The 23,456-nt window shown below is 69.3% G+C and carries 26 protein-coding genes, 1 tRNA gene and 1 pseudogene; 14 read left to right on the top strand and 14 right to left on the bottom strand.

Features of this window, described 5'->3' with window-relative positions; all coding sequences use genetic code 11:
* Window positions 1-15 precede the first annotated feature (15 nt).
* On the top strand, window positions 16-576 hold the full coding sequence (locus tag AKG07_RS11615) for an RNA polymerase sigma factor (RefSeq protein WP_150115128.1): 561 nt from the start codon (window positions 16-18) through the stop codon (window positions 574-576).
* A complete protein-coding gene (locus tag AKG07_RS11610) occupies window positions 560-1,393 on the top strand; it encodes an anti-sigma factor (protein ID WP_053098082.1) in 834 nt (277 codons plus the stop codon). Before AKG07_RS11615 ends, AKG07_RS11610 begins: the two co-directional genes overlap by 17 nt.
* A 36-nt stretch (window positions 1,394-1,429) precedes the next feature.
* Here the strand turns inward: AKG07_RS11610 and AKG07_RS11605 are convergent, their stop codons facing one another.
* From AKG07_RS11605 to AKG07_RS11595, 3 genes are all read right to left on the bottom strand, one after another.
* On the bottom strand, window positions 1,430-2,353 hold the full coding sequence (locus AKG07_RS11605; RefSeq protein ID WP_053098081.1) for a DUF1295 domain-containing protein: 924 nt from the start codon (window positions 2,351-2,353) through the stop codon (window positions 1,430-1,432).
* 17 nt (window positions 2,354-2,370) lie between these two features.
* Entirely contained in the window at window positions 2,371-4,200 is a 1,830-nt protein-coding gene (locus AKG07_RS11600) for an AMP-dependent synthetase/ligase (RefSeq protein WP_053098080.1), read from the bottom strand.
* A 104-nt stretch (window positions 4,201-4,304) separates the two neighbouring features.
* Window positions 4,305-4,378 (bottom strand) — tRNA-Gly (locus tag AKG07_RS11595).
* Window positions 4,379-4,471: 93 nt separating this feature from the next.
* On the opposite strand from AKG07_RS11595, the gene dcd reads away from it, so the two are divergent.
* From dcd to AKG07_RS11580, 3 genes are read left to right on the top strand one after another with little or no spacing between them, the layout of a single operon-like run.
* On the top strand, window positions 4,472-5,077 hold the full coding sequence (gene dcd, locus AKG07_RS11590; protein ID WP_042536862.1) for a dCTP deaminase: 606 nt from the start codon (window positions 4,472-4,474) through the stop codon (window positions 5,075-5,077).
* Window position 5,078: 1 nt separating this feature from the next.
* A complete protein-coding gene (locus AKG07_RS11585) occupies window positions 5,079-5,513 on the top strand; it encodes a hypothetical protein (protein ID WP_053098079.1) in 435 nt (144 codons plus the stop codon).
* Window positions 5,506-5,721 carry a DUF2283 domain-containing protein gene (locus AKG07_RS11580; RefSeq protein ID WP_230100931.1) on the top strand — a complete coding sequence of 72 codons (216 nt, stop codon included), beginning with the start codon at window positions 5,506-5,508 and terminating at the stop codon, window positions 5,719-5,721. Before AKG07_RS11585 ends, AKG07_RS11580 begins: the two co-directional genes overlap by 8 nt.
* 48 nt (window positions 5,722-5,769) lie before the next feature.
* Here AKG07_RS11580 and AKG07_RS11575 read toward each other — a convergent pair whose 3' ends face one another.
* Window positions 5,770-6,204: a DUF6069 family protein gene (locus AKG07_RS11575; protein ID WP_053098077.1), complete on the bottom strand. Its 435-nt coding sequence runs from the start codon at window positions 6,202-6,204 to the stop codon at window positions 5,770-5,772.
* A 92-nt stretch (window positions 6,205-6,296) separates the two neighbouring features.
* On the opposite strand from AKG07_RS11575, the gene AKG07_RS11570 reads away from it, so the two are divergent.
* Window positions 6,297-6,881: a TetR/AcrR family transcriptional regulator gene (locus AKG07_RS11570; RefSeq protein WP_053099281.1), complete on the top strand. Its 585-nt coding sequence runs from the start codon at window positions 6,297-6,299 to the stop codon at window positions 6,879-6,881.
* Here the strand turns inward: AKG07_RS11570 and AKG07_RS18250 are convergent.
* On the bottom strand, window positions 6,878-7,435 hold the full coding sequence (locus tag AKG07_RS18250) for a hypothetical protein (RefSeq protein ID WP_171821954.1): 558 nt from the start codon (window positions 7,433-7,435) through the stop codon (window positions 6,878-6,880). The two genes, AKG07_RS11570 and AKG07_RS18250, sit on opposite strands and share 4 nt — an antisense overlap.
* On the opposite strand from AKG07_RS18250, the gene AKG07_RS18245 reads away from it, so the two are divergent.
* The 3 genes from AKG07_RS18245 (at window position 7,401) to AKG07_RS11555 (ending at window position 10,155) form a co-directional block, all read left to right on the top strand.
* Window positions 7,401-7,874, top strand: a complete 474-nt coding sequence (locus tag AKG07_RS18245; RefSeq protein ID WP_171821953.1) for a hypothetical protein — start codon at window positions 7,401-7,403, stop codon at window positions 7,872-7,874. The two genes, AKG07_RS18250 and AKG07_RS18245, sit on opposite strands and share 35 nt — an antisense overlap.
* A gap of 90 nt (window positions 7,875-7,964) precedes the next feature.
* Window positions 7,965-8,525, top strand: a complete 561-nt coding sequence (locus AKG07_RS18090; protein ID WP_233277256.1) for a MarR family winged helix-turn-helix transcriptional regulator — start codon at window positions 7,965-7,967, stop codon at window positions 8,523-8,525.
* Window positions 8,526-8,676: 151 nt separating this feature from the next.
* Window positions 8,677-10,155: an HNH endonuclease signature motif containing protein gene (locus AKG07_RS11555; RefSeq protein ID WP_053098075.1), complete on the top strand. Its 1,479-nt coding sequence runs from the start codon at window positions 8,677-8,679 to the stop codon at window positions 10,153-10,155.
* Window positions 10,156-10,179: 24 nt separating this feature from the next.
* On the opposite strand, the gene AKG07_RS11550 is transcribed toward AKG07_RS11555, so the two are convergent.
* From AKG07_RS11550 to AKG07_RS18160, 4 genes and pseudogenes are all read right to left on the bottom strand, one after another.
* The gene (locus tag AKG07_RS11550) at window positions 10,180-11,100 is read right to left on the bottom strand and encodes a cation diffusion facilitator family transporter (RefSeq protein ID WP_053098074.1); all 921 of its coding nucleotides are present in this window, start codon (window positions 11,098-11,100) and stop codon (window positions 10,180-10,182) included.
* A 45-nt stretch (window positions 11,101-11,145) separates the two neighbouring features.
* Window positions 11,146-12,558: an MFS transporter gene (locus AKG07_RS11545; RefSeq protein ID WP_053098073.1), complete on the bottom strand. Its 1,413-nt coding sequence runs from the start codon at window positions 12,556-12,558 to the stop codon at window positions 11,146-11,148.
* A 72-nt stretch (window positions 12,559-12,630) separates the two neighbouring features.
* Entirely contained in the window at window positions 12,631-12,927 is a 297-nt protein-coding gene (locus tag AKG07_RS18165; protein WP_250635868.1) for an RIO1 family regulatory kinase/ATPase domain-containing protein, read from the bottom strand.
* Between the two features lie 94 nt (window positions 12,928-13,021).
* Window positions 13,022-13,249 (bottom strand): annotated as a pseudogene (locus tag AKG07_RS18160) (serine/threonine protein kinase); the annotation flags it as partial.
* Window positions 13,250-13,779: 530 nt separating this feature from the next.
* Here AKG07_RS18160 and AKG07_RS11535 point away from each other — a divergent pair.
* Window positions 13,780-14,982, top strand: a complete 1,203-nt coding sequence (locus AKG07_RS11535) for an MFS transporter (RefSeq protein WP_053098072.1) — start codon at window positions 13,780-13,782, stop codon at window positions 14,980-14,982.
* A gap of 36 nt (window positions 14,983-15,018) precedes the next feature.
* On the opposite strand, the gene AKG07_RS11530 is transcribed toward AKG07_RS11535, so the two are convergent.
* Window positions 15,019-15,936 carry a helix-turn-helix domain-containing protein gene (locus AKG07_RS11530; protein WP_053098071.1) on the bottom strand — a complete coding sequence of 306 codons (918 nt, stop codon included), beginning with the start codon at window positions 15,934-15,936 and terminating at the stop codon, window positions 15,019-15,021.
* Window positions 15,937-16,005: 69 nt separating this feature from the next.
* Between AKG07_RS11530 and AKG07_RS11525 the strand changes: the two genes are divergently transcribed.
* Complete coding sequence (locus AKG07_RS11525; protein WP_053098070.1) at window positions 16,006-16,467, top strand: DUF3817 domain-containing protein; 462 nt, start codon at window positions 16,006-16,008, stop codon at window positions 16,465-16,467.
* Window positions 16,468-16,480: 13 nt separating this feature from the next.
* On the opposite strand, the gene AKG07_RS11520 is transcribed toward AKG07_RS11525, so the two are convergent.
* Genes AKG07_RS11520 through AKG07_RS11505 form a run of 4 tightly spaced genes read right to left on the bottom strand, consistent with a single transcriptional unit; the run spans window position 16,481 to window position 19,688 of the window.
* Window positions 16,481-17,167, bottom strand: a complete 687-nt coding sequence (locus AKG07_RS11520) for a hypothetical protein (RefSeq protein WP_053098069.1) — start codon at window positions 17,165-17,167, stop codon at window positions 16,481-16,483.
* Between the two features lie 34 nt (window positions 17,168-17,201).
* A complete protein-coding gene (locus AKG07_RS11515; RefSeq protein ID WP_233277255.1) occupies window positions 17,202-18,173 on the bottom strand; it encodes an NAD(P)/FAD-dependent oxidoreductase in 972 nt (323 codons plus the stop codon).
* 34 nt (window positions 18,174-18,207) lie between these two features.
* Window positions 18,208-18,966 (bottom strand): uroporphyrinogen-III C-methyltransferase, encoded by a 759-nt coding sequence (gene cobA / locus AKG07_RS11510; protein WP_053098068.1) that lies wholly within the window; start codon window positions 18,964-18,966, stop codon window positions 18,208-18,210.
* Entirely contained in the window at window positions 18,963-19,688 is a 726-nt protein-coding gene (locus tag AKG07_RS11505) for a sirohydrochlorin chelatase (RefSeq protein WP_053098067.1), read from the bottom strand. Before AKG07_RS11505 ends, cobA begins: the two co-directional genes overlap by 4 nt.
* 220 nt (window positions 19,689-19,908) lie before the next feature.
* Here AKG07_RS11505 and dnaK point away from each other — a divergent pair, with 220 nt between their 5' ends.
* The 3 genes from dnaK to AKG07_RS11490 are packed head-to-tail and all read left to right on the top strand — an operon-like array spanning window position 19,909 to window position 23,412.
* Window positions 19,909-21,771 (top strand): molecular chaperone DnaK, encoded by a 1,863-nt coding sequence (gene dnaK, locus AKG07_RS11500; RefSeq protein ID WP_053098066.1) that lies wholly within the window; start codon window positions 19,909-19,911, stop codon window positions 21,769-21,771.
* Between the two features lie 2 nt (window positions 21,772-21,773).
* Entirely contained in the window at window positions 21,774-22,415 is a 642-nt protein-coding gene (locus AKG07_RS11495; RefSeq protein ID WP_053098065.1) for a nucleotide exchange factor GrpE, read from the top strand.
* Between the two features lie 7 nt (window positions 22,416-22,422).
* Window positions 22,423-23,412, top strand: coding sequence for a DnaJ C-terminal domain-containing protein (locus AKG07_RS11490; RefSeq protein WP_053098064.1), 990 nt, complete (start codon window positions 22,423-22,425; stop codon window positions 23,410-23,412).
* The last annotated feature ends 44 nt before the right edge of the window (window positions 23,413-23,456 follow it).

Genomic DNA, 23,456 nt, shown 5'->3' with positions numbered 1-23,456 from the left:
GAGAGGAGACTCCGGGTGGATGAGACCACCGAAGCCGAAGCGGCGCTCGACCGGCGCTTCGTCGCGGGCGACGAGCAGGCGCTCGCGGAGCTCTACCGGCGGTGGTCGCCGGTCGTCTTCACCCTGGCGCTGCGCTCGCTCGGCGATCGGGGGGATGCCGAGGATGTCACCCAGCGCACCTTCGTGTCGGCGTGGAACTCGCGTGCCGGATACGACTCGTCGAAGGCGCGACTGTCGACCTGGCTGATCACGATCGCGCGGCGCCGGATCGCCGACACGTTCGAGGCGCGCGCCAAGGTGCAGCAGCTGCAGGCCGAGATGGAACGACTCACTCCGCCCGACGCCCTCGTCTCCGAATCGATCGATCTGTCCGAGACGCTGCTGCTCTCGAGCGAGCTCCAGCAGCTCGCGCCGGATGCACAGGCCGTCATGCGACTGGCCTTCTACGATGACCTGACCCACGAAGAGATCTCACGCAGAATGGGGATGCCGCTCGGCACCGTGAAGAGCCATATCCGCCGAAGCCTTGCCCGCATGCGCGACCGATTGGAGGTGAACCGTGTCACATCTCGATGACGAGAAGATCGCCCTGATCGCGATGGGCGAACCGGCCGGATCCGACGCCGACATGGAACACCTCGTCGAGTGCGAGAACTGTGCCGCCGAGGTCGCTGCGATGTCGCGGGTGGCGCTCGTGGCGCGCTCCAGCGTCGTCGAGGGCGATCTGGAATCCCCGCCCGCCGACGTCTGGTCGAGGATCCACGGCGAACTCGGGCTGACCTCGGCGGTCGCTGCCGACCCGGCATCCGACGTCCACCCGCCGGAATCGGAGTCCGCATCGGCACCGGCTGCATCGGCACCGGTCTCGGCGGCCGGTCCGGCGACAGCGACTGAGGCGGATGCTGCGGAAGCGGCTGCGCCGCGACACCGGGCTCGTGTCCGTCCACGCCGCCGCTCGTCGGCCACCATGTGGATCCTCGCCGCGTCGATGGCGCTCGTCGTCGCGATCGGCGCCGGAGTCTGGATCGCCCGCACCCTCACGCCCTCCTCTGCCGTGATCGCCTCTGCCGAGCTCGCCGCGTTCCCCGACCATCCCGATGCGGAGGGACAGGCCCGGATCGACGACGACGGCGACGGCCGGCGCACGTTGACGGTGACCCTCGACGGCGACGAGCTCGTGGCTGGCGATTACCGCGAGGTGTGGCTGATCCGCGAGGACGGACAGGCGCTGATCAGCCTCGGGGTGCTCGACGAGTCGTCGGGCACGTTCCGCGTCCCCGACAGTGTGGACCTCGACGAGTACCGCCTGGTCGACATCTCCTTCGAGCCGGTCGACGGCGATCCTGCGCACTCGGGCGACTCGATCGTGCGCGGCGAGCTCGACTTCGCGTGAGAGGCGCTCGCGAGCGCCCCTCGCGCGACGGCGATCTTACGCCGCGTGCTCGCGGACCACGGGCCGCGTGAGCCGCGGGATCAGCGAGGGCGTGCTCTCGCGGTACTCGACGTAGTCGGCGCGGTCGCCCCACTTCTCCTCGGCGCGAGCCTCGAGCAGCGGGATGCCGCTCACGCGCGTGAGCAGCAGGATGACGAAGAGCGGCGAGAGGATCGCGACCCACTGCCATCCGGCGAGCACGGGCGCGGCGGTGAGGAAGACGCCGACCCAGATCACGATCTCACCGAAGTAGTTGGGGTGGCGCGAACGCGACCACAGTCCGGTGCGGATGAATTCGTCCTTGTGACGCGGGTCGGCGCGGAAAGCGGACTTCTGCGCGTCGGCGACGATCTCGACGGTCATCCCGGCCACCCACACGATGATGCCCACGACGGTCAGCCATCCGACGGGCGCTCGCGAGGCGGCATCCGTGCTGATCGCGATCCACGCCGCTGCCGCCGTGATCGACACCCACGCGCCCTGGATCACCCACACCTGCAGGAAGCGCACCGGCGATCCCTTGATCTCGTCGAAGCGGCCGTCGGATCCGGCCTTGTGCACGCGCATCGCGAGGAACGATCCGAGGCGTGCCGCCCACAGGATCACCATCGCCGCGAGAATCCAGCTGCGGGCATCGGGCAGGGGCGTCATCAGCACGAGGGCCACGGAGATGGCGAGGAAGGTGAGGCTGCCGGTGAGGTCGAAGAACCGCTCGGTGCGCAGAAGCATCGCGGGGATGAAGGCGAGGATCTGGATCGCGAAGGCCGCGGCGACGGCGATGGCGAACAGCGGGGTGCCGCCGACGGTCGCGCCGCCCTGGCTGCCGGCGAGTGCGACGAGGGCGCCGATGACGAGGGCGACGATGATCGCGATCAGCGAGGACCGGGATGACTTCGGTGCGGAGGAAGTGGGGGAGGACATGGTGTTCTTTCCGGTTGTCAGAGGTAGAGGTCTTCGACGGTGAGGGCTGCGCGATGCAGCACGACGCTCCGCTTGAGCTTCATGGTCGGGGTGACGAGTCCGCGGTCGTCGAGGTCGGCGAACACGACGCTGAAACGGCGCACCTGCTCGCTGCGAGCGACGAGCGCGTTGGCGGCGTCGACGGTGCGCTGCAGGCGGGCGCGCAGCGTCGGCTCGGTCACGGCGCGGATGTCGGTCTCGGCGAGGAGAGGGATGCTGAGCCCTTCGGCATCCGCCCATGCCCGGGTCTGCTCGGGGTCGAGCACGAGGAGCGCCGAGAGATACGGCTTCCCCTCGCCGACCATCACCGCGTGCGAGACCAGCGGATCCGCCTCGACGACGCTCTCCCAGCGGGTCGGCACGATCGTCTTGCCGTTCGACGTCACGATCACGTCCTTGAGGCGGCCGTCGAGGATCAACCTGCCCTGGTCGTCGAGGCGCCCGAGGTCGCCCGTCCGGAAGAATCCGTCGATGAAGGCGCCGTCGTCGTGCGCGGGGTTGCGGTAGCCGCTGAAGACGCCGAGCCCGCGGGCCAGCACCTCTCCTTCGTCGCTGATGCGCACCGTGAGTCCCGGAAGCGGCGAGCCGACGCTGCCCGACGCGATGCGACCGGGCAGGTTGCCGGTGAGGGGCGCGGTCGTCTCGGTCAGGCCGTAGCCCTCGATGACAGGGACGCCGATGCCGCGGAAGAAGAGCGACAGCTCCGAGTCGAGCGCTGCTCCGCCGGAGAGGATGTAGTCGACCCGCCCGCCCATCACAGCGCGGAGGCGGCGGTAGAAGACGGCGTCGTAGAGGCGGTGACGCAGGCGCAGCCCGAGGCTCGTTCCGGGGGTGAGGCCCGCGTCGACCCGCTCGGCACGCCGGCCCCACGCGATCGCCGTCGCCCGAGCCTTCTCCCACACGGCGGTGAGACCCTTGTCGGACGCCTTGGCGGCGGCTGCCGCCTCGATCTTCTGCAGCACGCGCGGCACGACGACGAGGAACGTCGGGCGCAGTGTGTCAAGGGTCGCGACGACGGTCGACGGGTCGGACAGGTGCGCGATGCGCATCCCGCTGGCGAGGCAGATCAGCTGCAGGCCGCGCGCGAGCACGTGGGCCAGAGGCAGGAAGATGACGGTGTTGCCCTGCTCGTTCACGATCTCGCGGTAGGCGGCGGCGATGTTGAGCACCTGCCCGAGGAAGTTCCGGTGCGTGAGCACGACCCCCTTCGGCTCGCCCGTGGTGCCCGAGGTGTAGACGATGGTGGCGGGGTCGTCCTGCGTGGCGGACGCCCTGCGTGCCTCGAGCTCCTCGTCGGTGACGGCGGCGCCCCGCGCCACCAGATCGGAGAGCGTGCCGGACACTGCGGCATCCATCGTCCAGGCGCCGAGCGTGATCCGCTCCGTGTGGGTGAGTGCGGACTGCAGCAGCACCGCGTGCATCGAGGTGCCGCCGATGGCCAGACGCACATCCGCGTCCGCGATGATCGCGTTCACCTGCGTGGGGGAGGACGTCTCGTAGATCGGCACGACGACAGCGCCGGCGTACCAGGCGGCGAGGTCGGCGACGGCCCACTCGTAACGAGTCGGAGCCATGATCGCGATGGCATCACCGGCCCGCACGCCCTGGGCGATGAAGCCCTTGGCCAGAGCGCGCACCTGGCCGAGGAACTCGCGGGTCGTGATCGGGCGCCACGCGTCACCGACATTCGCTCCCTTGACCTCGAAGGCGACGTGGTCGGGAGCTGCGGTGACTCGCGCGACGAGCAGGTCGGTGACGTTGCGGTACCCGTCGAGGTCGGCGAGCGGCGGGGTCGACGATTCGAGCATCGGAACTCCTCTCGGGCGCACGAGAACGGGCCCATCTGCTCCTGTTCGGAGCGGAGGAGGAAACGGATGGCAAGAGAAAACCCCCGGGCGAGCCGGGGGTCCTGTGGAGGGGCTGACGGGAATCGAACCCGCGCTATCTGCTTGGGAAGCAGAAGTTCTGCCATTGAACTACAGCCCCGCACCTGCATCCGAGGAGCAGGTGAACGCAAGCCTACCCGCCTGATCCGTCATGGCCAAAGTGTCGGCGGCGTGTGCCAACTAGGCTGGGGCCGTGCTTCTCAGCGACCGCGACATCAGAGCAGAACTCGCCTCCGGCCACATCGGTCTGGATCCGCACGAGCCGGAGATGATCCAGCCGTCGAGCATCGACGTGCGGCTGGACCGGTACTTCCGTCTTTTCGACAATCACAAGTACCCGTTCATCGACCCGTCGGTCGATCAGCCGGAGCTGACTCGGCTGATCGAGGTCGACCCCGACGAGCCGTTCATCCTGCACCCGGGCGAGTTCGCGCTCGGTGCGACGTTCGAGCAGGTCTCGCTGGCCGACGACATCGCAGCCCGCCTCGAGGGCAAGTCGTCGCTCGGTCGCCTGGGGCTGATCACGCACTCGACCGCCGGCTTCATCGACCCCGGGTTCACGGGGCACGTGACGCTCGAGCTCGCGAATGTCGCGACGCTGCCCATCAAGCTGTGGCCCGGAATGAAGATCGGTCAGCTGTGCTTCTTCCGGCTGACGTCGCCGGCCGAGAACCCGTACGGTTCGGGCCCGTACGGCAACCGCTACCAGGGGCAGCGCGGGCCGACCGCATCCCGCTCGTTCCAGAACTTCCACAAGACGGACGTCGGCACGACCGACGTCGGAGCCGTAGGGGGCTGAGATGAGCAGTGACAGCAGAGATCCGTACATCCGACCGGAGGATGCTGTCATTCCGCCGCCTCCGCCCGAGTCCGAGGTTCCGGATGCGGTGATCCCGCCGCCTCCCGCGGAGTCCGAGATTCCGGATGCCGTCATTCTGCCGCCTCCGCCCGAGGCGATGCTTCCCAGCACTCGCCGGTCGCGGCCCAAGCCGGCGATCCTCACGGGCGATCAGCCGGCGCCGGTGGCCGACGACTGGGCGCAGCCGTCGGTGGCACCTGAGGTGCCGACATCCGGGGGATACCGCGCGCTGTCGGCGGTGATCTTCGGATTCCTCATCGTGCTGCTCGCGGCGGCGATCGCCGGTGCGGTCTACCTCGGCACGACGGTGTCGTTCGCGCAGTCGGCGGGTGCCCCGGATGTCGTCGCCGCCGCCGCGACTCTGTGGCGTGGGTGAGCTGCGACGCGACCCTGAGGTCGACGCCGCGTACGTGACGGTGGGCGCAGCCATCGCGGATGGCGAGGTCGCGAGAACCGTCGCGGTGAACCTGCCCGACGACATCTCCGGTGAGCTGTTTCTCGACTTCGATCGCGACGGCCACCTGCTCGGCATCGAGATTCTCGGTGCCTCCCGGTTGCTCCACCCGGAAGAACCGGGCGCCTGACCTTCGCGCCGTGCGACGCGTCGGCCGAGAGTGGCGCCAGTGCTTCCCTCAGCGTCTCCTCGAGGCCCAGATGTATGCGGGCACTGCGACTCCGACGACGACGACATGCATGACCATGAGCCCGATGACGGCGCTCACCGTCGTTCCCGGGATGAAGCGGAGAACGAGCAGCAGGACGTCGGGGATGAACGACGCCACGGTCACGATCGGCACGAGGATCGAGAGCGTGCGGCGGTGGTTGCGGGCGCGGCGGCGCACGAGCGACCAGCCGATCCAGCCGACGACGATGCCCAGAGTCGTGAACAGAGCATAGGCGGGCAGTGTCAGCGGCCCGTATGTCGCCGGAGCGCCGGCAGCCACTGCGAGGAGGGCCACGACGGAGTTCGTCGCGATGGCCGCGGCGATGGCGGCGGTGAGGATGAGTGCGGTGCGCAACCGGGATCCGGTGGTGCGCCGGTCTGCGCGGACGGCGGTGGTGACCATGACGGCTCCTTGGAGTGTGGTTCGGATATCCGGTACCGAGTAGTACCGGATATAAACGGTACTGCTCGATACCGGAATGTACAATGGGTCCGATGAGCGCAGATGCGACGACCAGACCGGCGGGGCGTCCTCGTGACCCCGGCGTGGAGGCGTCGATTCTCGAGGCGGTGCAGGATCTGCTGATCGAGAGCGGCTACGCCGGCACGACGATCGGCGCCGTGGCAGAGCGCGCCCGCTGCGGGCGTTCCGCGATCTACCGCCGATGGGAGACGAAGGCCGAGCTCGTCGTGGCAGCGGTCGGTGCGCTGCAGGTCGCTGCCGAGGTGCCGGACACGGGCACCCTCCGCGAGGATCTCCTCGCTGCGGCGATGCACTTCGCGAGGGCGGATGACCGCACGGCCGGCGTGCTCGCCAGCATCCTGAGCGAGATCGGACGCGACGACGAGCTGCGCGACATCGCCTATCGAGTGGTCGGCGGACCGCCCGTCGCGGCGCTCACGGCAGTGATCGAGCGATGGATCGAGCGGGGCGAGGTGCGTGCGGACGCTCCGGTCGCGCTCATCGCCGGCCTCGTGCCGACCGCGGCGTTCGGCAGCGTCAGCCTGCGGCGGCGCGCACTCGAATCGGATGCGGTGGTGCAGCTCGTCGACGAGGTCGTTCTGCCCGCTCTACGCTAGGCGCCTCTCCGCGGCTCGCGACGGGGTCGGCGCTGTTCTCCTGGCGTGAGCTGCCTCGGGGTGGGGTTCCGACGGGCGGGAACGCCCCGTGCGCCGAAGCGAACGGGGCGTTCTGGGTGCAGCGGATGCGGGTGTGACGCCTCAGGCGTCGCGGCCGCGGGAGAAGCCGGCGTCGAAGCCGCGCTCGTAGGCGTGCTGCGCCGCGCGGGCGACGCGGTGCTCGCCGTGGCGTACGTCTCCGAAGCCACCGTGACCGTGACCACCATGGCGGTGGTCACGGTCTTCCGCGATGTCATGCGGGTGGCCGTGGTGGCCGTGGTGTGAGCGGCGTGCGTCCGCGAAGCGGTCGTGGCCCGGGTGTCCGCGGTGACCGCACTCGCGGCGGCGGAACTCGGCATCCGATTCGTGGTCGTGCTCGTGCTCGGACGCGAAGTCGGGTGCGACACCGTGATCGCGTCCGAACGGGTGTCGGTGGTGGCGGCCGAAACCGCGCCCCGGGGCGAATCCGGGTCCGAAACCGTGGCGGCCGAAGCCGCGGCGACGGCCGCGTCCACGAGGAAGCGGCGTCTGCTCGTCCCAGCCGAACGCGCGAGCGATCTGCTCGAGCGTGGCCAGTGTGGTCTCGAGGTCTTCGGGTCCGACCGCGTCGGTGACCTTGGCGCGGATGCCGTCGACGACGGCACTGAGGCGGTCTTTCGCCGCGCGGCCGTCGTCGGTGAGCGTCCAGCCGCGGTCGCTGTCGGTGTCGGCGACGACCCAGCCGCGCTCGACCAGGCTGTGCAGCTTGTGTGCGTTGAGGGGGCGGCGGGCCGGCGCGGTGCCGTCGATGATGTTCAGCATCCGCCAGTCGCGGCGGCTTGCATGCTCGCCGTCGAAAGCGGAGTCGAACTCGGCCGCCATCAGGCGGTCGACGGCCTTCAGCCAATAGCCGAAGGGGCGGGAGGTGCTGTCTGTGTTCTGAGTGTCAGAGGTGTTCATGGGTGGAGTCCTTAGATGTCATGGAGCATGTTCTTGTCACTATGCATGTATATGTAGTGTGACATGTAGTGCAGATCCATGTCAAGTCGCATGTAAAATCGATCTGTGAGCGCCGCAGAGAACGACCCCGCCGAGGCCATCGCCCGCGCCCTGTCGCGCCTTCGCGGAAGGCGCCCCGGCGACCGTGGTCGCGGATCGCGAGGGATGGGCGGGCCGCACGGCTGGCACGGCGGACCCCACCCTGACCACTTCGAGCAGGGGAGTCACGGACGTGGGCACCCTGTGCACCCCGGCATGCCGCCGTGGGCGATCGACCCGTCCGGACGCTTCGGCGGCCCGGCGCGGATGCGGATGCTCGAGGCGCTCGCCGCGGCATCCGCTCCTCTCAGCGTCAGTGATCTCGGCGCGGCGATCGGAGTCGATCAGCCCCGGGCCTCGCGGCTCGTGCAACAGGGGGTCGCTCACGGTTTCGTGCGCCGCGAGGCCGACCCCGACGACGCGCGGCGCACGCGCATCGCGTTGACGGACGAAGGGCGCAAGGTCGCTCGGGGCATGCGCGGCGAGCGGCGGGAGGCGCTCGGCAAGGCGCTCGCCGCATTCACGGATGAGGAGCGCGATCAGCTCGCGACGCTGCTGAACAAGCTCGCCGACAACTGGGAGAGCTGACTGGCGCGTGGCGGTACTGGCGGTCGGTGTGGGTAGGCGCTCGCCGGTGTTCCGGAATGCATGTCCAGTGTTCCGGAATATGCTTCTGACCTGGCTGAAAAGAGGCTGACTTCAGGGCTCGAATGTCGGTGGCCCCGTGTGTGATGGAGTCATGTCATCCCGCACTCGTGCCCTTCTCGATCAGGTCGTCTCCGACCTCGATCAGGTGCTGTCCGACGACGCGCTCGCGGGGCTTACGGATGCAGAACGGGTCGAGGTGCTGCAGGCTGCGAGCGCGGCGTTCCGGCGGGTCGAAGCCGTGGTGGTCGAGACGATCGCCGCAGGGGATGCGGTGGACTTCCCGCATGCCACGGGGCGCCGCACTCAGAACGAACTGCTGCAGCGCACCCTGCTGACAGACGTGCGAGAGGCGACGCGCGTCGGCAAAGTGGTCGCTCTGGTCCGCCGGGACGTGAATCTGGTGTCCGGCGATCGGCTGCCTGCTCGCTGGCCGGCGCTGCGGGAGGCGCTGCTCGATGGGGTGATCGGAGTCGCGGGGATGCTCGCCGCGACAGAGCCGATCGAGAAGGTGTCGCATCGCATCGGTGCCGCTGATCGGCTCGACGCCGACACGTGTCTCGCTCGCGCGGCTCGCGGCATCAGACCTGACGCCGAGGCGGGCCCCGACGGGGAGGTCCGTGGCCCGGCGCCCACACTCGATGAGCTGAAGCTGCTTGCTGAGACGCTGGTCGCGCTGCTCGACCCTGATGGAGACGGGCCGGGTGATGAGCCTGCCCGGCGTCGGGGGATAACCCTCGGGCGGGTGCGAGACGGGCTGCGGTCGATCAAGGGATACCTGACGCCCGAGGTCGCCGCGCAGTTGGAGCTGATCCTCGATGCGCTGAACAACCCCAAGGGGGACGGGCCGCCGATGCCCGGCGTCGCGTTCACGCCCGCGGCCGATCGCGGTGACGCGGAAGACGGCGATGCGGCAGACGGCGACGAGGATCCGTACAACTCCGATCCGCGTGCCGTCATCGATGACCGCACGCCGGCGCAGAAGCGTCATGATGCTCTCGCCGCGGCATTGGCGATCGCCGCCTGTCATCGAGATATGCCCGCACTCGGAGGCGCCGCACCGGTGCTGGTCGTGACGGTGGATGCGAACGACCTCGTGAACGGCACCGGGCGTGCGAGCGTCAGCGGTGCGTGGGGCCAACTGCCTCTGAGTGTCGCCTCCCACGTCGGATGCTCCGGCACCATCCAGCGAGTTCTCCTCGACGAGGGTCGGATCATCGGGATCACGACGACCGATCGGGTGTTCACCGTGCATCAACGTCGCGCGATCATCGCCCGCGACAGAGAATGCCTCATCCCCGGGTGCCATGTCCCGGCATCCTGGTGCGAGATCCATCACGTCACCGAACACGCCAGGGGCGGGCCGACGCACACCGACAACGGGGTGCCGTTGTGCTGGTGGCACCACCGGAGTCTGGGAACGTCCGGGTGGGAGATCCGGATGAATGACGGCATTCCGCAGGTGCGAGGGCCGAGGTGGTGGGACCCCGCACAGCAATGGCGCACCCCAAGACTCAGCGCCTCGGCGCAGGGCAGAACGCGGCGGCCGCCCGTCTTCGCGCGTGCCGGATGAACTCTTCGCGCGTGCCGGATGAACTCAGACAGCTGCCCCGAACTCGAGGGACTCCTCGTCATCGACCGACAGCGACAGCACCACCGTCTCGACGACGTCGTGCGCCTCGATCTGCTGCTCGATCGCGCGCAGGCTTCGAGCCACATCGTGCTCGCGCGCGTCACCGGTCAGGTCGACCTCGGCGACGATGAACAGGCGGTTCGGGCCCACGTACTCGATGTGCAGATACGTGAGCCGCTGGATCTGCGGAGACGAGAGCAGCGCCCGCCCGACTCGATCACGCAGCGCGGGCGACGCGTTGGAGCCCACCAGAAACGCGATGTTGCGTCCGATGAGGATGACCGCCACGACACCCAGCAGGATGCCGACGAGGATCGACCCGATCGCATCCCATGCGGCGACGCCGGTGACCTGGTGCATCGCGATCGCGCCGGCCGCGATCACGAGGCCGATCAGAGCCGCCAGGTCCTCGAAGAACACCGCCCGCAGCGTCGTGTCGCTGGTGTCGAGCACGTAGTCCCACGTCGACGATCCGCGCTCGCGTGCCAACCGTCGAGACTTCACCATCGCCTGCGTGAACGACGCGCCCTCGAGCACGAATGCGATGCCGAGCACGGTGTACGCGACGGTCGGGCTCTCGACCGGGCCGGTCTCGGACAGCTCTTGGACACCATGCATGATCGACACGATCGAGCCGGCGGTGAAGATGCCGAACGCCGCGATCAACGACCAGACGAACGCCGCGCGCCCGTAGCCCAGCGGATGCCGGGCATCCTTCGCCCGCGCACCACGGCGGTCGGCGATCAGGAGGAAGACCTCGTTGCCGGCATCCGCCCACGAGTGCGCGGCTTCGGCGACCATCGACGCGGAAGAGGTGATCACGGCCGCGACCGTCTTGGCGATCGCGACGAGGATGTTGGCGAGGAAAGCGATGATGACCGTCACGCGGTCAGGCTACTCCCGGGGCTGCGACGTCCGCGGGCCATCGGATCAGGCCCGCTGTGTCGCCTTCACCGGCAGCAGCAGGAGGAACCCGGCGATCAGCACCAGCACGATGCCCAGGATGCCGTACGACGTCGACCCCGAGAGCACGATCAGCAGCGTCCACGCACCGGATGCCATCCAGCTCGCCGCCCGCCCGGTCGTGGCGTAGAGGCCGAAGATCTCGCCCTCGCGCCCGGCCGGGGTGATGCGGGCGAGGAACGACCGGGATGCCGCCTGCGCGGGACCGACGAATGCGCAGAGCAACAGGCCGCCGATCCAGAACACGACCGTGCCCGCATCCACGAGGAAGAAGACGGCGAGCCCCGCGATCACCATCGAGGCGAGCGAGATGAGGATGATGCGCTTCGGCCCGAAGCGGTCGTCGTAGCGTCCGGCGATGATCGTCGAGACACCCGCGATGAGGTTCGCGGCGATGCCGAAGATCACGAGATCGAGGAAGGCGAAGTCGAACACCTGGCTGGCGATGACGGCCCCGAAGGCGAAGACGCCGCCGAGTCCGTCGCGGAACACCGCGCTCGACAGCAGGAACCAGAACGTCTGACGGGTCTCGGGGTTGCGGTAGAGGCCGACGACGTCCTTCACGAGAAGTCCGTAGGAGGCGAAGAAGCCGACCTTGCGCTCGGGGCGCCCGAGCGACGGCTCCGGCACGTTGAGGAAGATCGGGATCGAGAAGACGATCGCCCAGATCGCGCAGCCGACGGCGATGATGCGGAAGGGCAGCCCGCCGTCCTCCGGCAGGCCGAACCAGTCGAGCATGTAGAAGATGACGACCAGGACGAGAGCGATGATCCCGCCGATGTAGCCGAACCCCCATCCGAGCCCCGAGATGCGGCCCACGGTCTTGGGGTTCGCGATGCCGACGAGCATCGCGTTCGAGTTCACGGCAGCGATCTCGCCGAACACAGAGCCGGCCGAGATCAGTGCGACGCCCAGCCAGAACAGCGCGGGCGTCGGCTCGACGAACCAGAGGCCGAACATGCAGGCGACGAGCGCGCCGGTGCCGATCCCGAGCCAGAGCTTCTGGCGCCCCGCGGCATCCGCTCGCTGCCCGAGCACCGGTGCGATCAGGAGGATCGCGATGCCGGCGATCGTCGACCCGAGGCCGAGCCCCGAGGCGAGATCGGCCTCAGCGGCTTCGCGGATCGGATCCTTGGCGTCGAGGCCCGCGATCGACGCCGGCAGGAAAGCCTCGGTCGTGAGGTACAGGGCCGTGAAGATGAAGGTCAGGATGACGGTGTTGAAAGGCTGCGTCGCCCAATCCCACAGCGCCCACGAGTAGACCTGCTTCTTCGGGGCCGGTGTCTCGCCGCGCAGGTCGAGGCCGATCACGCCGACCGCGCCGCTGTTGGCCGTCGCAGCGGGCTCGGGCACCGCGCCGCTCTGCGGGGAATCGCTCATGCTCGAAGTCTGGCGGCGCGGGGTGAACGGACGGTGACGGCGCGCCGGGTGCCGGTGCGAGGCGCGCCGCCTTCACGCGTACGACGCGGCGAGCAGCTCGGCGAACAGCTCTTCGGGGTCGCGTTCGACACGGCGGCGGGTGAACCAGTCGCAGATGTTGACGCAGTCGCGGTGCAGGAGATCCAGGCCTCGCGGGTTCGCGATGATGTCCACGATCTGCGGCAGGTCGATCACCCGCACCCGGCCGTCGTGCACGAGCAGGTTGTACGCCGAGAGGTCGCCGTGGGCGAAGCCCGCCGCAGCGAAGATCCGCATCAGGTCGACGATCTGGTCGTACAGACCGGCCAGCTCGCCCCGGTCGCTGCGCACCGCCGCCAGGCGGGGTGCCGCGACCCCCGCTCGCGTCGCCGATGAACTCCATCAGCAGCTCGGTGCCGTTGACCTGCACGGGGTAGGGGACCGGCGCGCCGAGCTCCCACATGCGGCACAGCGCATCGAACTCCGCGAACGACCACTGCAGGGCGGCGACCGCCCGGCCGTGATCGCTCTTCTTCGCGAGCGCCCTGGTGTCGCGGGTGTTCCTGGTGCTGCGGCCCTCGGTGTAGACGCCCGAGCGGTGGAAGCTGCTGTGATCGGTGTCGCGGTAGCGCTTGGCGGCGAGCAATGTGCGCTGGGCGGGGTCATCCGGCATCGCCCGTTCGAGCAGGAACACGTCGGCCTCCTTGCCGGTCTTCAGGATGCCGAGTTCGGTGTCGAGCGCGCCGGCGCTCGTCACCACCCAGGCCGGCCAGGGCAGCGGCCCACGTTCAGAGGGGGTGATCGCCGGCCAGGTGGTCCAGCGCTGGCCGTCGCCGGGCTCGACATCGGCGAACGTCGGGACCGATTCGAAGGGGGAGGCGTCGAAGGTCGACGCACCGGAGAGACGGGAAGAGGATGCTTCGGAAGAAGCGAACAGATCAGACACGGTGTGGCTCCTGAAGAGGGAGGCCACGCGCGGATCAGGAGCGGGAGGCCTCGAGAGGAAGGATGTCGGCGAAGGGCACGACAGAGACGGCGGTCATGTCATCCACTCCTCTCGCTCTGGCCTTCCGGGAGAACCCCGGTGCGTCGTCGAGCCTAGGGTGCGGAGCCGACCGGTGTCCAGACCCGATCCGGACGAATGGTCGGATGCCGTGGACGCCGCGTCGGGCGGAGGGGCCGCAGCGCTGCGAGTGTGGAGCCATGACGACGACCGCGCCCGTGCCCGTGACGACCGCCCGCACCGAGAGCATCCGTTACGGCGGGCTCATCGTGCTCATGCTGATGGGCTTCCTGCTCGTCACGGCGGAGTTCCTGCCGAACGGCGTGCTCACCGAGATGGCCGATGCGCTCGGCGTGACCCCCGGTCAGGCGGGACAGACCGTCACGGTCACCGCTCTCGTCGGCCTGATCGTCGCACCGACGGTGGGACTCATCTTCCCCCGCCTCGACCGTCGATCGCTGCTCGTCTGGATGGCGCTCGCCGCAGCGGTGTCGAACCTCATCGTCGCCGTCGCGCCCAACCTGATCATCGTCCTCCTCGCCCGATTCCTGCTCGGGGCCGCGATCAGCGCGTTCTGGGCGATGTCGATCACGGTCGCCGTGCGCCTCGCCGGACCCGAGCATCTCGGCAGAGGGGTCATGTTCACGTCCGCGGGCGTCTCGCTCGCCACCGTCGCCGGAGTGCCGCTGGGCGTGATGCTCAGCGAGATCGTCGACTGGCAGACGGTGTTCGCGATCGCCGGTGTGCTCATGGTGCTGCTGGCCGTCGCGCTGAGAATCGTGCTGCCCTCGGTGCCGGCGGAGCAGGCGTCCAGCATCCGACTCCTGGTCGACACGGTTCGCCGCCCCGGCATCGCACTCGGCATGGTCGGACACGTGCTCGTGGTGCTCGGGCACTTCCTCGCCTACACGTACGTGCGACTGGCTCTCGAGCGCATCCCCGAGGTCGACGGCTCGACGATCATCCTGCTGCTCGCGCTCTTCGGCGTCGGCGGTCTCGCCGGCAACCTCGGTCTCGGGTTCTTCATCGACCGCACGTTCGCCTTCTTCGCCGTCTTCGCGCCGCTCGTGATCGCGGCCTCGGTGCTGTCGATGATCTTCCTGTCGGGATCGGTCCTCGGCATCGCGATCGTCGTGCTCGTCTGGGGGTTCTTCTTCTCGTCCTGGCTGCTCGTGATCAACACCTGGGTCGGCCACCGCACCCCCGATCGCCTCGAGGCCGGGGGCAGCCTCGTGGTCGTCGGGTTCCAGGGGGCCATCACGATCGCCGCCGGTGTCGGCGGCCTGCTCGTCGACACGCTGAGCGTCGAGGTCGTCTACGTCGTGGGCGCGGCGGCTCTGCTGCTCGGTGCCGTGCTGTTCGGTGCATCGAACCGGATGAGCACCGCGGCGGCGCGGCTCTGAGCCGTCTCGCCGTGCCCGGCAGGGCGGTCGCCGGGCTTAGGCCGGAACGGCGGTGAGCTGCGATGCCCGCCAGGCGGAGGGGGGCATCCCGGTGCGGCGGCGGAACGCACGGCTGAAACCCTCATCCGAGGCGTAGCCCAACTCGCGAGAGATCTCGCTGATCGACCGGCCCTCGCTCAGCATCCGCTTCGCCGCGTCGACGCGCACCTCGGTGACGTAGTCGGCGGGTGAGCGTCCGATCGCGCTGCGGAACCGCTCGGCGAACACCGACCGAGACATCGCGCCGACGTTCGCGAGGCGCTCGACCGTCCAGTCGCGCCCGGGCTGCTCGTGGATCGCCTCGACCACCCGGTCGAGGAACGGATCGTTCGACACCGAGGGCCAGCCGGCCGGTGCGCAGCCGTTCGCCGCCCAGGCACGGATGACCGAGAGCAGAACGGTCTGCGCCATCATCCGGCAGATCACGGGATCGCCCTGACGCGAGGGGCAGGTGGCGGGGTCGGAGGGGCCCATGCTGCCGGCGAGCGCGGCCGCCGCCGGCTCGAGAGCGGCGAACGACATGACGGTGATCGGATCGGGAAGAAGCGCGGCGATCATCGAGGCGCTGTCCGAGAACTCCAGGTCGACGACCACCAGGTCGGCCGTCCCGTCGGCTTCGAGGGCGATCGCGGCGCGGCCGAGCGTCAGGAACGCGTCTCCGGCGACCAGGTTCGCGCTCAGCGGGCGATCGTCCACCGCGACGAGCTGGGCCGCGTCGTCGACGTCGAGGCGGCATCCGGTGGTCAGCGGGGGGTGCCCGTGCACCGAACCCGATGCGATGTACACGAGGGTGGCGGCACCCGAGGCGATCGGCAGGATGCCGCCGGTGGCGAGTGCGACGCGACGGGCGACACCGACGCGGAGGTCGACGGCGTCGAGCACCTGCCCGAGGGCTGCGGAGTCGACGGTCACCATGCCTTCGGCAACGCCCGGGCTCTCATAGCTATTCCGGATACGCTGAAGGACCCCCACCCGAGGAGTCCCGTGTTCCGCACACCCGACCGCCTGTTCCGAGTTCTCGCGATCGCGGAGGCGATCACCTGGACCCTTCTGATCTCGGCGATCATCGCCCGTGCCGCCGGTGCGCCGGGCATCGTCGTGACGGTGGGCGGTGGCATCCACGGGTTCGTGTTCCTCGCCTATGCGGCGACGGCCGTGCTCGTCGCGCTCAACCAGCGCTGGCACCTCGGCGTCGCGATCCTCGCCGTGGCGAGTGCGATCGTGCCCTACGCGACCATCCCGATGGAGATCTGGCTGCACCGCACCGGGCGGCTGGCCGGTGACTGGCGCCTGGAGCAGACCGACGACCCGCGCGACGCGCGCTGGTACGACCGCCTCATGCGCTGGTTCCTGCGTCGCCCGTGGGTGCTCGCGATCCTGCTCGCCGTCGGCATCGTCGCGCTGTACGTGATCCTGCTGCTGGTCGGCCCGCCCGGCGGCAAGTGAGCCGAGGCCCGGCTCACGAGATGACGACGGCGTTCTTGTCGATCACCTCGGCCATCGTCGCGTCGATGTCGCCGCCGGTGCAGTCGACGATGACGTAGAGTCCGACCCCGGTCGCGGTGAAGGCGCGCGCCGCCATCGCCCACTGGCGGTCGGCCTCCTGCCCGAGGACCTGCCGGTTCTCGACCTCGGCATTGCCGCCGACCTGGTAGCTGAAGCCTCCGGTGGTCGACAGCGGGGTGATCGCGGCGGCATCCGCCTCGCCCAGGATGACGGCGAGCATCGCATCGGAGCTCACGCTGTCATCGCCAGCCACGGTCGGCACGTCGGGGATGAGCCCCTGCCAGAACTGCGCGGTGCACGTGTCGTCGACCGTGCCGTAGGTCCAGCCTCCGTTGCCGTCGTCCGGCTTGACGATCTTCCAGCCGTCGTCGACGACGAAGCCGTCTCCCCACTGGATGTAGGCGCTCGCCGGGATGTCTGCGCCGTCTGCGAAGGTCATCGACGACGGCAGATCGCCGGAGGGCTCGTCGGAGGGCTGCTCGGACGGGACCGCGGTCGGGGAGGGATCGGGTCCGTCGCCGTCGGGGACATTCACCGGGATCTGCGCATACAGGCATCCGCTGAGCGGCAGCACGGCCAGCGCGACCACCGAGGCGGCGGCGAGGCGGACGAGCGGCGAGACCTGCGAGATGCGCGTCATGCCGGTCAGCCTAGCCCTCGGTGCGGGCACCGAGTCAGTGCGCTGTCGCGATCCCGACCGCGTCGTGCACGATCACGGACGCGACCCTCGCGCCGGCCCCCGCGGCGACGATCAGCTGCTGAGGGCCGGGGATCGCCGCATCGCCGGCGGCGTAGAGTCCTGGGACGTCGGTGCGCCCCGAGCGGTCGGTGACGAGGTGCCCGTCGTGGTCGATGGCAGGCGCGAAGCCGCGGAGGAACGACAGATCGGTCTCCCATTCGGGGCGCACGAAGCCGCCCTCGACGGCGACGACGGTGCCGTCGGTCAGTCTGATCGCCTCGATGCGGCCGCGGTCGCCGACGAGCTCGGCGATGGGATGCCGCTGCACGGCCACTCCGGAGGCGGCGAGCTCGGCCTCTTCGGCGGGGCTGACGGTGTCGGCTCCGAGGGTGAAGATCGTGAGATCCTCGGTCCAGCGCGCGATGAGGCGGGCTCGCTCGGCGATGTCGGGGGTCTCGCCGATGAGCGCGAGTCGTCGGCCGCGCAGCTCCCACGCGTCGCAGGCGGCGCAGCTGAACAGGCTGATGCCGTAGAAGCCGCGGAGGTTGGGGACGTCGGGGAGGGTCTCGCGCAGGCCCGTCGCGAGCAGCACGGTCCGGGCGGCCACCACGTCGGTGGGATCCTTGCGCCCCACGGATGCCGTGAACCCGCCGGCCGCATCCGCGGCCGGATCGGCATCCGCACCTGCATCCGTCCTGCGGAGTTCGAGCACCCTGACGCGTGTGCGCACCTCGATGTTCGGGTAGGCGGCGAGCTCTTCGCGGGCCATGCGACGCAGCTCGTGAGGGGCGACTCCGTCACGGGTGAGGAAGCCGTGGGAGTTCAGCGTGGCGGCGTTGCGCGGGCGATCGGCGTCGACCACGAGCACCCGCATGAGCGAACGGCCGAGATTCAGGGCGGCGGAGAGGCCGGCGGGGCCGCCGCCGATCACGAGCACGTCGTAGGTGTCCGCCTCAGCAATTCGCACGTCCTCAGTCTGCCATCTCGGAGCTGAGGGTCGCCTAACTCGCGGGGGCCTCGGCGTGCGGGCTGAGCATGACGACGTCGCCGACGACCACGACCGCGGGGGAGCGCACCTGCCGCTCGGCGGCGAGATGCGCGATCGTCGCGAGCGTGCCGACGGTGACGCGCTGCCGTGCGCCGAACCCGTCCTCGATGATCGCCACGGGGCAGTCCCCGCCGCGCTCGCCGGCCGCGAGGACGTGCGCCGAATGGCCGAGCGTGTTCACGCCCATGAGCAGCACGACGGTGTGGTCGCGTCCGCCACCGAGCGCGACGATCTGATCATGTGCGCTGGCGACGGTGAACGTCTCGGCGGTTCCGCGCTGCGTCAGCGGGATGCCGGCGAGGCCGGGCACCGCGACCGCGCTCGTCACGCCGGCGACCACCTCGACGGGAATGCCGGCCGCCTCGCAGAACAGCTGCTCCTCGCGACCGCGGCCGAAGACGAACGGATCGCCGCCCTTGAGCCGCACCACGCGGCGCCCGTCCCTGGCCAGCGAGACGAGCAGTGCGTTGATGCCGTCCTGCGGCACCGGGTGGTGACCGGGGAGCTTGCCGACGTCGACCACCTCGGCATCCAGCAGGACGCCGTCCTCGGCGAGCTGCGCGAGCACGACCCGGGCTCCGAGACGGTCGGCCACGATCACATCGGCCTGCTGCAGCGCACGCAGACCGCGCAGAGTCAGCAGGCCCGCGTCGCCGGGTCCGGCACCGACCAGCGTGACCGTGCCGACCCGGGAGGGCGTGTCCGGGGTCATGACCGTGCGGCAGTGGCGGGCAGTCGAGCCGCCGCCTCGTCGTATCGGGCGATGACGAGGTCGATCAGCGGCTGCGGCACCGTCACGCCGTCGAGCAGGGGCGCGGTGACCGAGCGTCCTGCGGTCTGCCTGATCGTGAGGTCGAAGAAGAAGCCCTGCGCGAGCAGATAGGTCGAGACGACCGCGTCGGGGTGCGCGGCGATCGATGAGGGCAGGTCGGGCTGCCGGGCCGCGAGATAGGCGAGCTCGACCTTCGCGCCGAGTCGCAGCGAGAGCAGGGAGGCCATGGCCTCGGCATCCGTCACCGACGCGGGGTCGCGAGAGCCCGCCACCGCGAGGATCACCGGCTCGAGCCGTGCCGCGTCGGCGGACGTGGCGGAGGCCGCACCTGCTGCCGCGAGTCGATCCGCGAGCACCTCGGCGAGCCGGGGGTCGGGTCCCATCGCGTCGCTGACGACGGCGTCCGGCTTCTTCGCCGCCATCCCGTGCAGGTCGTGGTGCACGTGGAAGCCGCGCGACAGCAGCAGCGGCACGATCACGACCGGCCCCTCGATCGTCGGAAGGAGGTCGGCGGCATCGGGCTGCTGCACGTCGACGAAGGCGCTGCGCACCTCGACGTCGGGAAGCGCGGCGGCGACCGCATCGACCAGGTCGGCGATCGCCCGGGCACCCTCGGCATCCGAGGTGCCGTGCGAGACGGCGAGCAGGATGGGGCGGCTCATGGTGCGACTGTAGGCGAGCCGTGTGACGACGGTGTTTCGAGGATCTCGCGGCGCCTCGGGCGCGAATGTGCGCGCCTGGTCGCAAAGTTGAGCCGGGTCATATCAACTTCATTTGACAGCCTCGGGAGGTCGGAGTACAGTTGAGTCATCGCGACTCAGGTTTCCCTGATCGCCCCGGATCTCCAGACCCACATCAACCTCAGCAACAAAGGAGAATCACATGGCACGTGCTGTTGGAATCGACCTCGGTACGACGAACTCCGTCGTCAGTGTCCTCGAAGGTGGCGAGCCCAAGGTCATCGCCAACGCCGAGGGCTTCCGCACCACCCCCTCGGTCGTCGCATTCACGAAGGACGGCGAGGTGCTCGTCGGCGAGACCGCGAAGCGCCAGGCCGTCACGAACGTCGACCGCACCATCGCATCCGTCAAGCGTCACGTCGGCACCGACTGGACGTTCGACGTCGACGGCAAGAAGTGGACGCCGCAGGAGATCTCCGCGCGCATCCTCCAGAAGCTCAAGCGCGACGCCGAGTCCTACCTGGGCGACACGGTGACGGATGCCGTCATCACCGTCCCCGCGTACTTCAACGACGCCGAGCGTCAGGCCACCAAGGAGGCCGGTGAGATCGCGGGCCTCAACGTCCTGCGCATCATCAACGAGCCGACCGCCGCAGCCCTCGCCTACGGCCTCGACAAGGGCAAGGAAGACGAGCTCATCCTGGTCTTCGACCTGGGTGGCGGAACCTTCGACGTCTCGCTCCTCGAGGTGGGCAAGGACGACGACTTCTCGACGATCCAGGTGCGCTCCACCGCGGGTGACAACCGCCTCGGCGGTGACGACTGGGACCAGCGTCTCGTCGACCACCTGATCAAGCAGTTCAAGGAGACCACGGGCGTCGACGTCTCGGGCGACAAGATCGCTCTGCAGCGTCTCAAGGAGGCGGCTGAGCAGGCCAAGAAGGAGCTCTCCTCCTCGACCAGCACCAGCATCAACCTGCCCTACCTGTCGTTGACCGAGTCGGGCCCCGTCTCGCTCTCCGAGACCATCACCCGCGCGAAGTTCGAGGACCTCACCAAGGACCTCCTCGACCGCACCAAGAAGCCCTTCGAGGATGTCATCCGCGAAGCCGGCATCAAGGTCGCCGACATCGATCACATCGTGCTCGTGGGTGGATCGACCCGTATGCCCGCCGTCGCCGAGCTCGTCAAGCGCGAGACCGGCAAGGAGGCCAACAAGGGCGTCAACCCCGATGAGGTCGTCGCCGTGGGCGCAGCCCTCCAGGCCGGTGTCCTCAAGGGTGAGCGCAAGGACGTGCTGCTCATCGACGTCACGCCCCTCAGCCTCGGAATCGAGACCAAGGGCGGCATGATGACCAAGCTCATCGAGCGCAACACGGCCATCCCGACCAAGCGCAGCGAGACCTTCACCACGGCAGACGACAACCAGCCGTCCGTCGCGATCCAGGTCTTCCAGGGCGAGCGCGACTTCACCCGCGACAACAAGCCGCTGGGAACGTTCGAGCTCACCGGAATCGCCCCGGCTCCCCGCGGCATCCCGCAGATCGAGGTCACGTTCGACATCGACGCCAACGGCATCGTGCACGTGTCCGCCAAGGACAAGGGCACGGGCACGGAGAAGTCGATCGTCATCTCCGGCGGCTCGTCGCTGTCGAAGGAGGACATCGAGCGCATGGTGCGCGAGGCCGAGGAGCACGCGGCTGAGGACAAGGCGCGCCGCGAGGCCGCCGAGGTCCGCAACCAGGCCGAGACGCTCGCGTACTCGATCGACAAGCTGATCACCGAGAACGACGAGAAGCTGCCCGAAGACGTCAAGACCGAGGTCAAGGCCGACGTCGACGCTCTGAAGACGGCTCTGGCCGGCGACGACGACGAGGCCGTGAAGACCGCGTTCGACAAGCTGAACCAGTCGCAGGGCAAGATCGGCGAGGCCATCTACGCACAGTCCCAGGCAGAGGGCGCTCCGAGCGCCGACGCCGCGGGCGAGGCTCCGGCCGATGACACCTCCTCCGACGAGGACGTCATCGACGCCGAGGTCGTCGACGACGAGGACGAGAAGAAGTAATCATGACGGACAAGAACTTCGAAGGTGACGACGAGGTTCGCAGCGAGGGGTCGGATGCTCAGGCATCCGGCCCCGCGCCGCAGAATCCCGACTCGCGCGAGGCCGCGGCCGCAGAAGGATCCGACGAGACGCCGGTCGACGGCGCCCCCGACGATCTGACGGTCGATGACATCCTCGGCGCCACCCAGACCGGCGAGGCCGCAGCAGAGGACGCTGTGCTCGCCGACCTGGAGTCGACGCTGCTGAACGACCTCAAGCGCCTCCAGGCCGAATACGCCAACTACCGCCGCCGCACCGAAGAGCAGCGCCAGGTCGAGATCGAGCGCGCGAAGGGCGAGGCCGCCAAGGGCCTCATCCCCGTGCTCGACGATCTCGACCGCGCCGCGCAGCACGGTGACCTGGTCGAGGGGACTCCCTTCGCCGTCATCGCCGGCAAGGTGCGCGCGGTCGTCGAGCGTCTCGGTGTCGTCTCGTACGGCGAGAAGGGCGAGGAATTCGACCCGCAGCGTCACGAGGCGATCTTCCAGCAGCCCACCCCGGGCGCCGACAAGACCACGGTGCTCGAGGTCGTCGAGGTGGGTTACCGCCTCGGTGACGTCGAGCTGCGTCCCGCGAAGGTCGTCGTCGCCGTACCCGCAGAGTAGGTGATCGATGGCTAGCCAGGACTGGTTCGACAAGGACTTCTACAAGACCCTCGGGGTCACGAAGGACGTCAGCGACGCTGATCTCAAGAAGACGTACCGCAAGCTCGCTCGCAAGTATCACCCCGATTCCAATCAGGGTGATGAGAAGGCGGAGGCGAAGTTCAAAGAGGTCAGCGAGGCGTACTCCGTGCTCTCTGACGCCGAACAGCGCAAGGAGTACGACGAGATCCGCGCGATGGGCTCGGGCGCACGCTTCACGGCGAGCGGCGCGGGCGCGGGCGGCTTCGAAGACGTCTTCAGCCGGTTCGGGCAGCAGGGGCGCGGGCAGCAGCAGTCCGCCGACTTCGAGGACATCTTCGCGATGTTCAACCAGGGTCAGGGCGGCTCGTTCGGCTCCGGTCGGTTCGGGCAGACCTCCGGCGGATACCGCGGTTTCGGCGGACCCCAGAAGGGGGCCGACGTCACGGCGCGCACCACGCTCGACTTCGTGACGGCCGTGCAGGGCGAGACGATCACCCTGCAGGGCGAAGACGGCAAGCCGTTCAAGGTCAAGATCCCCGCGGGCGTCGCCGACGGTCAGAAGATCCGGCTGCGCGGCCGCGGGCGTCCCTCGCCCGACGGCGGCGAGAGCGGCGACGTGGTGGTCCAGATCGCTGTGCGACCGCATCCCGTCTTCACCCGTGAGGGGCTGAACCTGCGCGTCATCGTGCCGGTGACCTTCACGGAGGCCGCCCTCGGCGCGACCATCGAGGTTCCCACTCTGAGCGGCGATACGGTCAAGCTCCGTGTCGCGCCCGGTACACCGTCCGGACGCGTTCTGCGCGTCAAGGGGCGCGGGGTCACCACCTCGAAGGGCACCGGCGACCTGCTCGCCGAGCTGCAGATCGCGGTGCCGTCGCACCTCGACGAAGCCGCTCGGGAGGCGCTGGAGAAGTTCCAGGCGCTCGAGCCCTCGGAGAATCCGCGGGCCGACCTGATGGCCAAGGCCCGCCGCTAGAGAACCGCAGCACCTGATGATGACGAACGCGAACACCGAGGAAG

Origin of the sequence: Microbacterium sp. CGR1 (genome assembly GCF_001266755.1) — a bacterium.
Lineage (GTDB): Bacteria > Actinomycetota > Actinomycetes > Actinomycetales > Microbacteriaceae > Microbacterium.
This window is presented reverse-complemented; position numbering and strand designations above follow the sequence as displayed.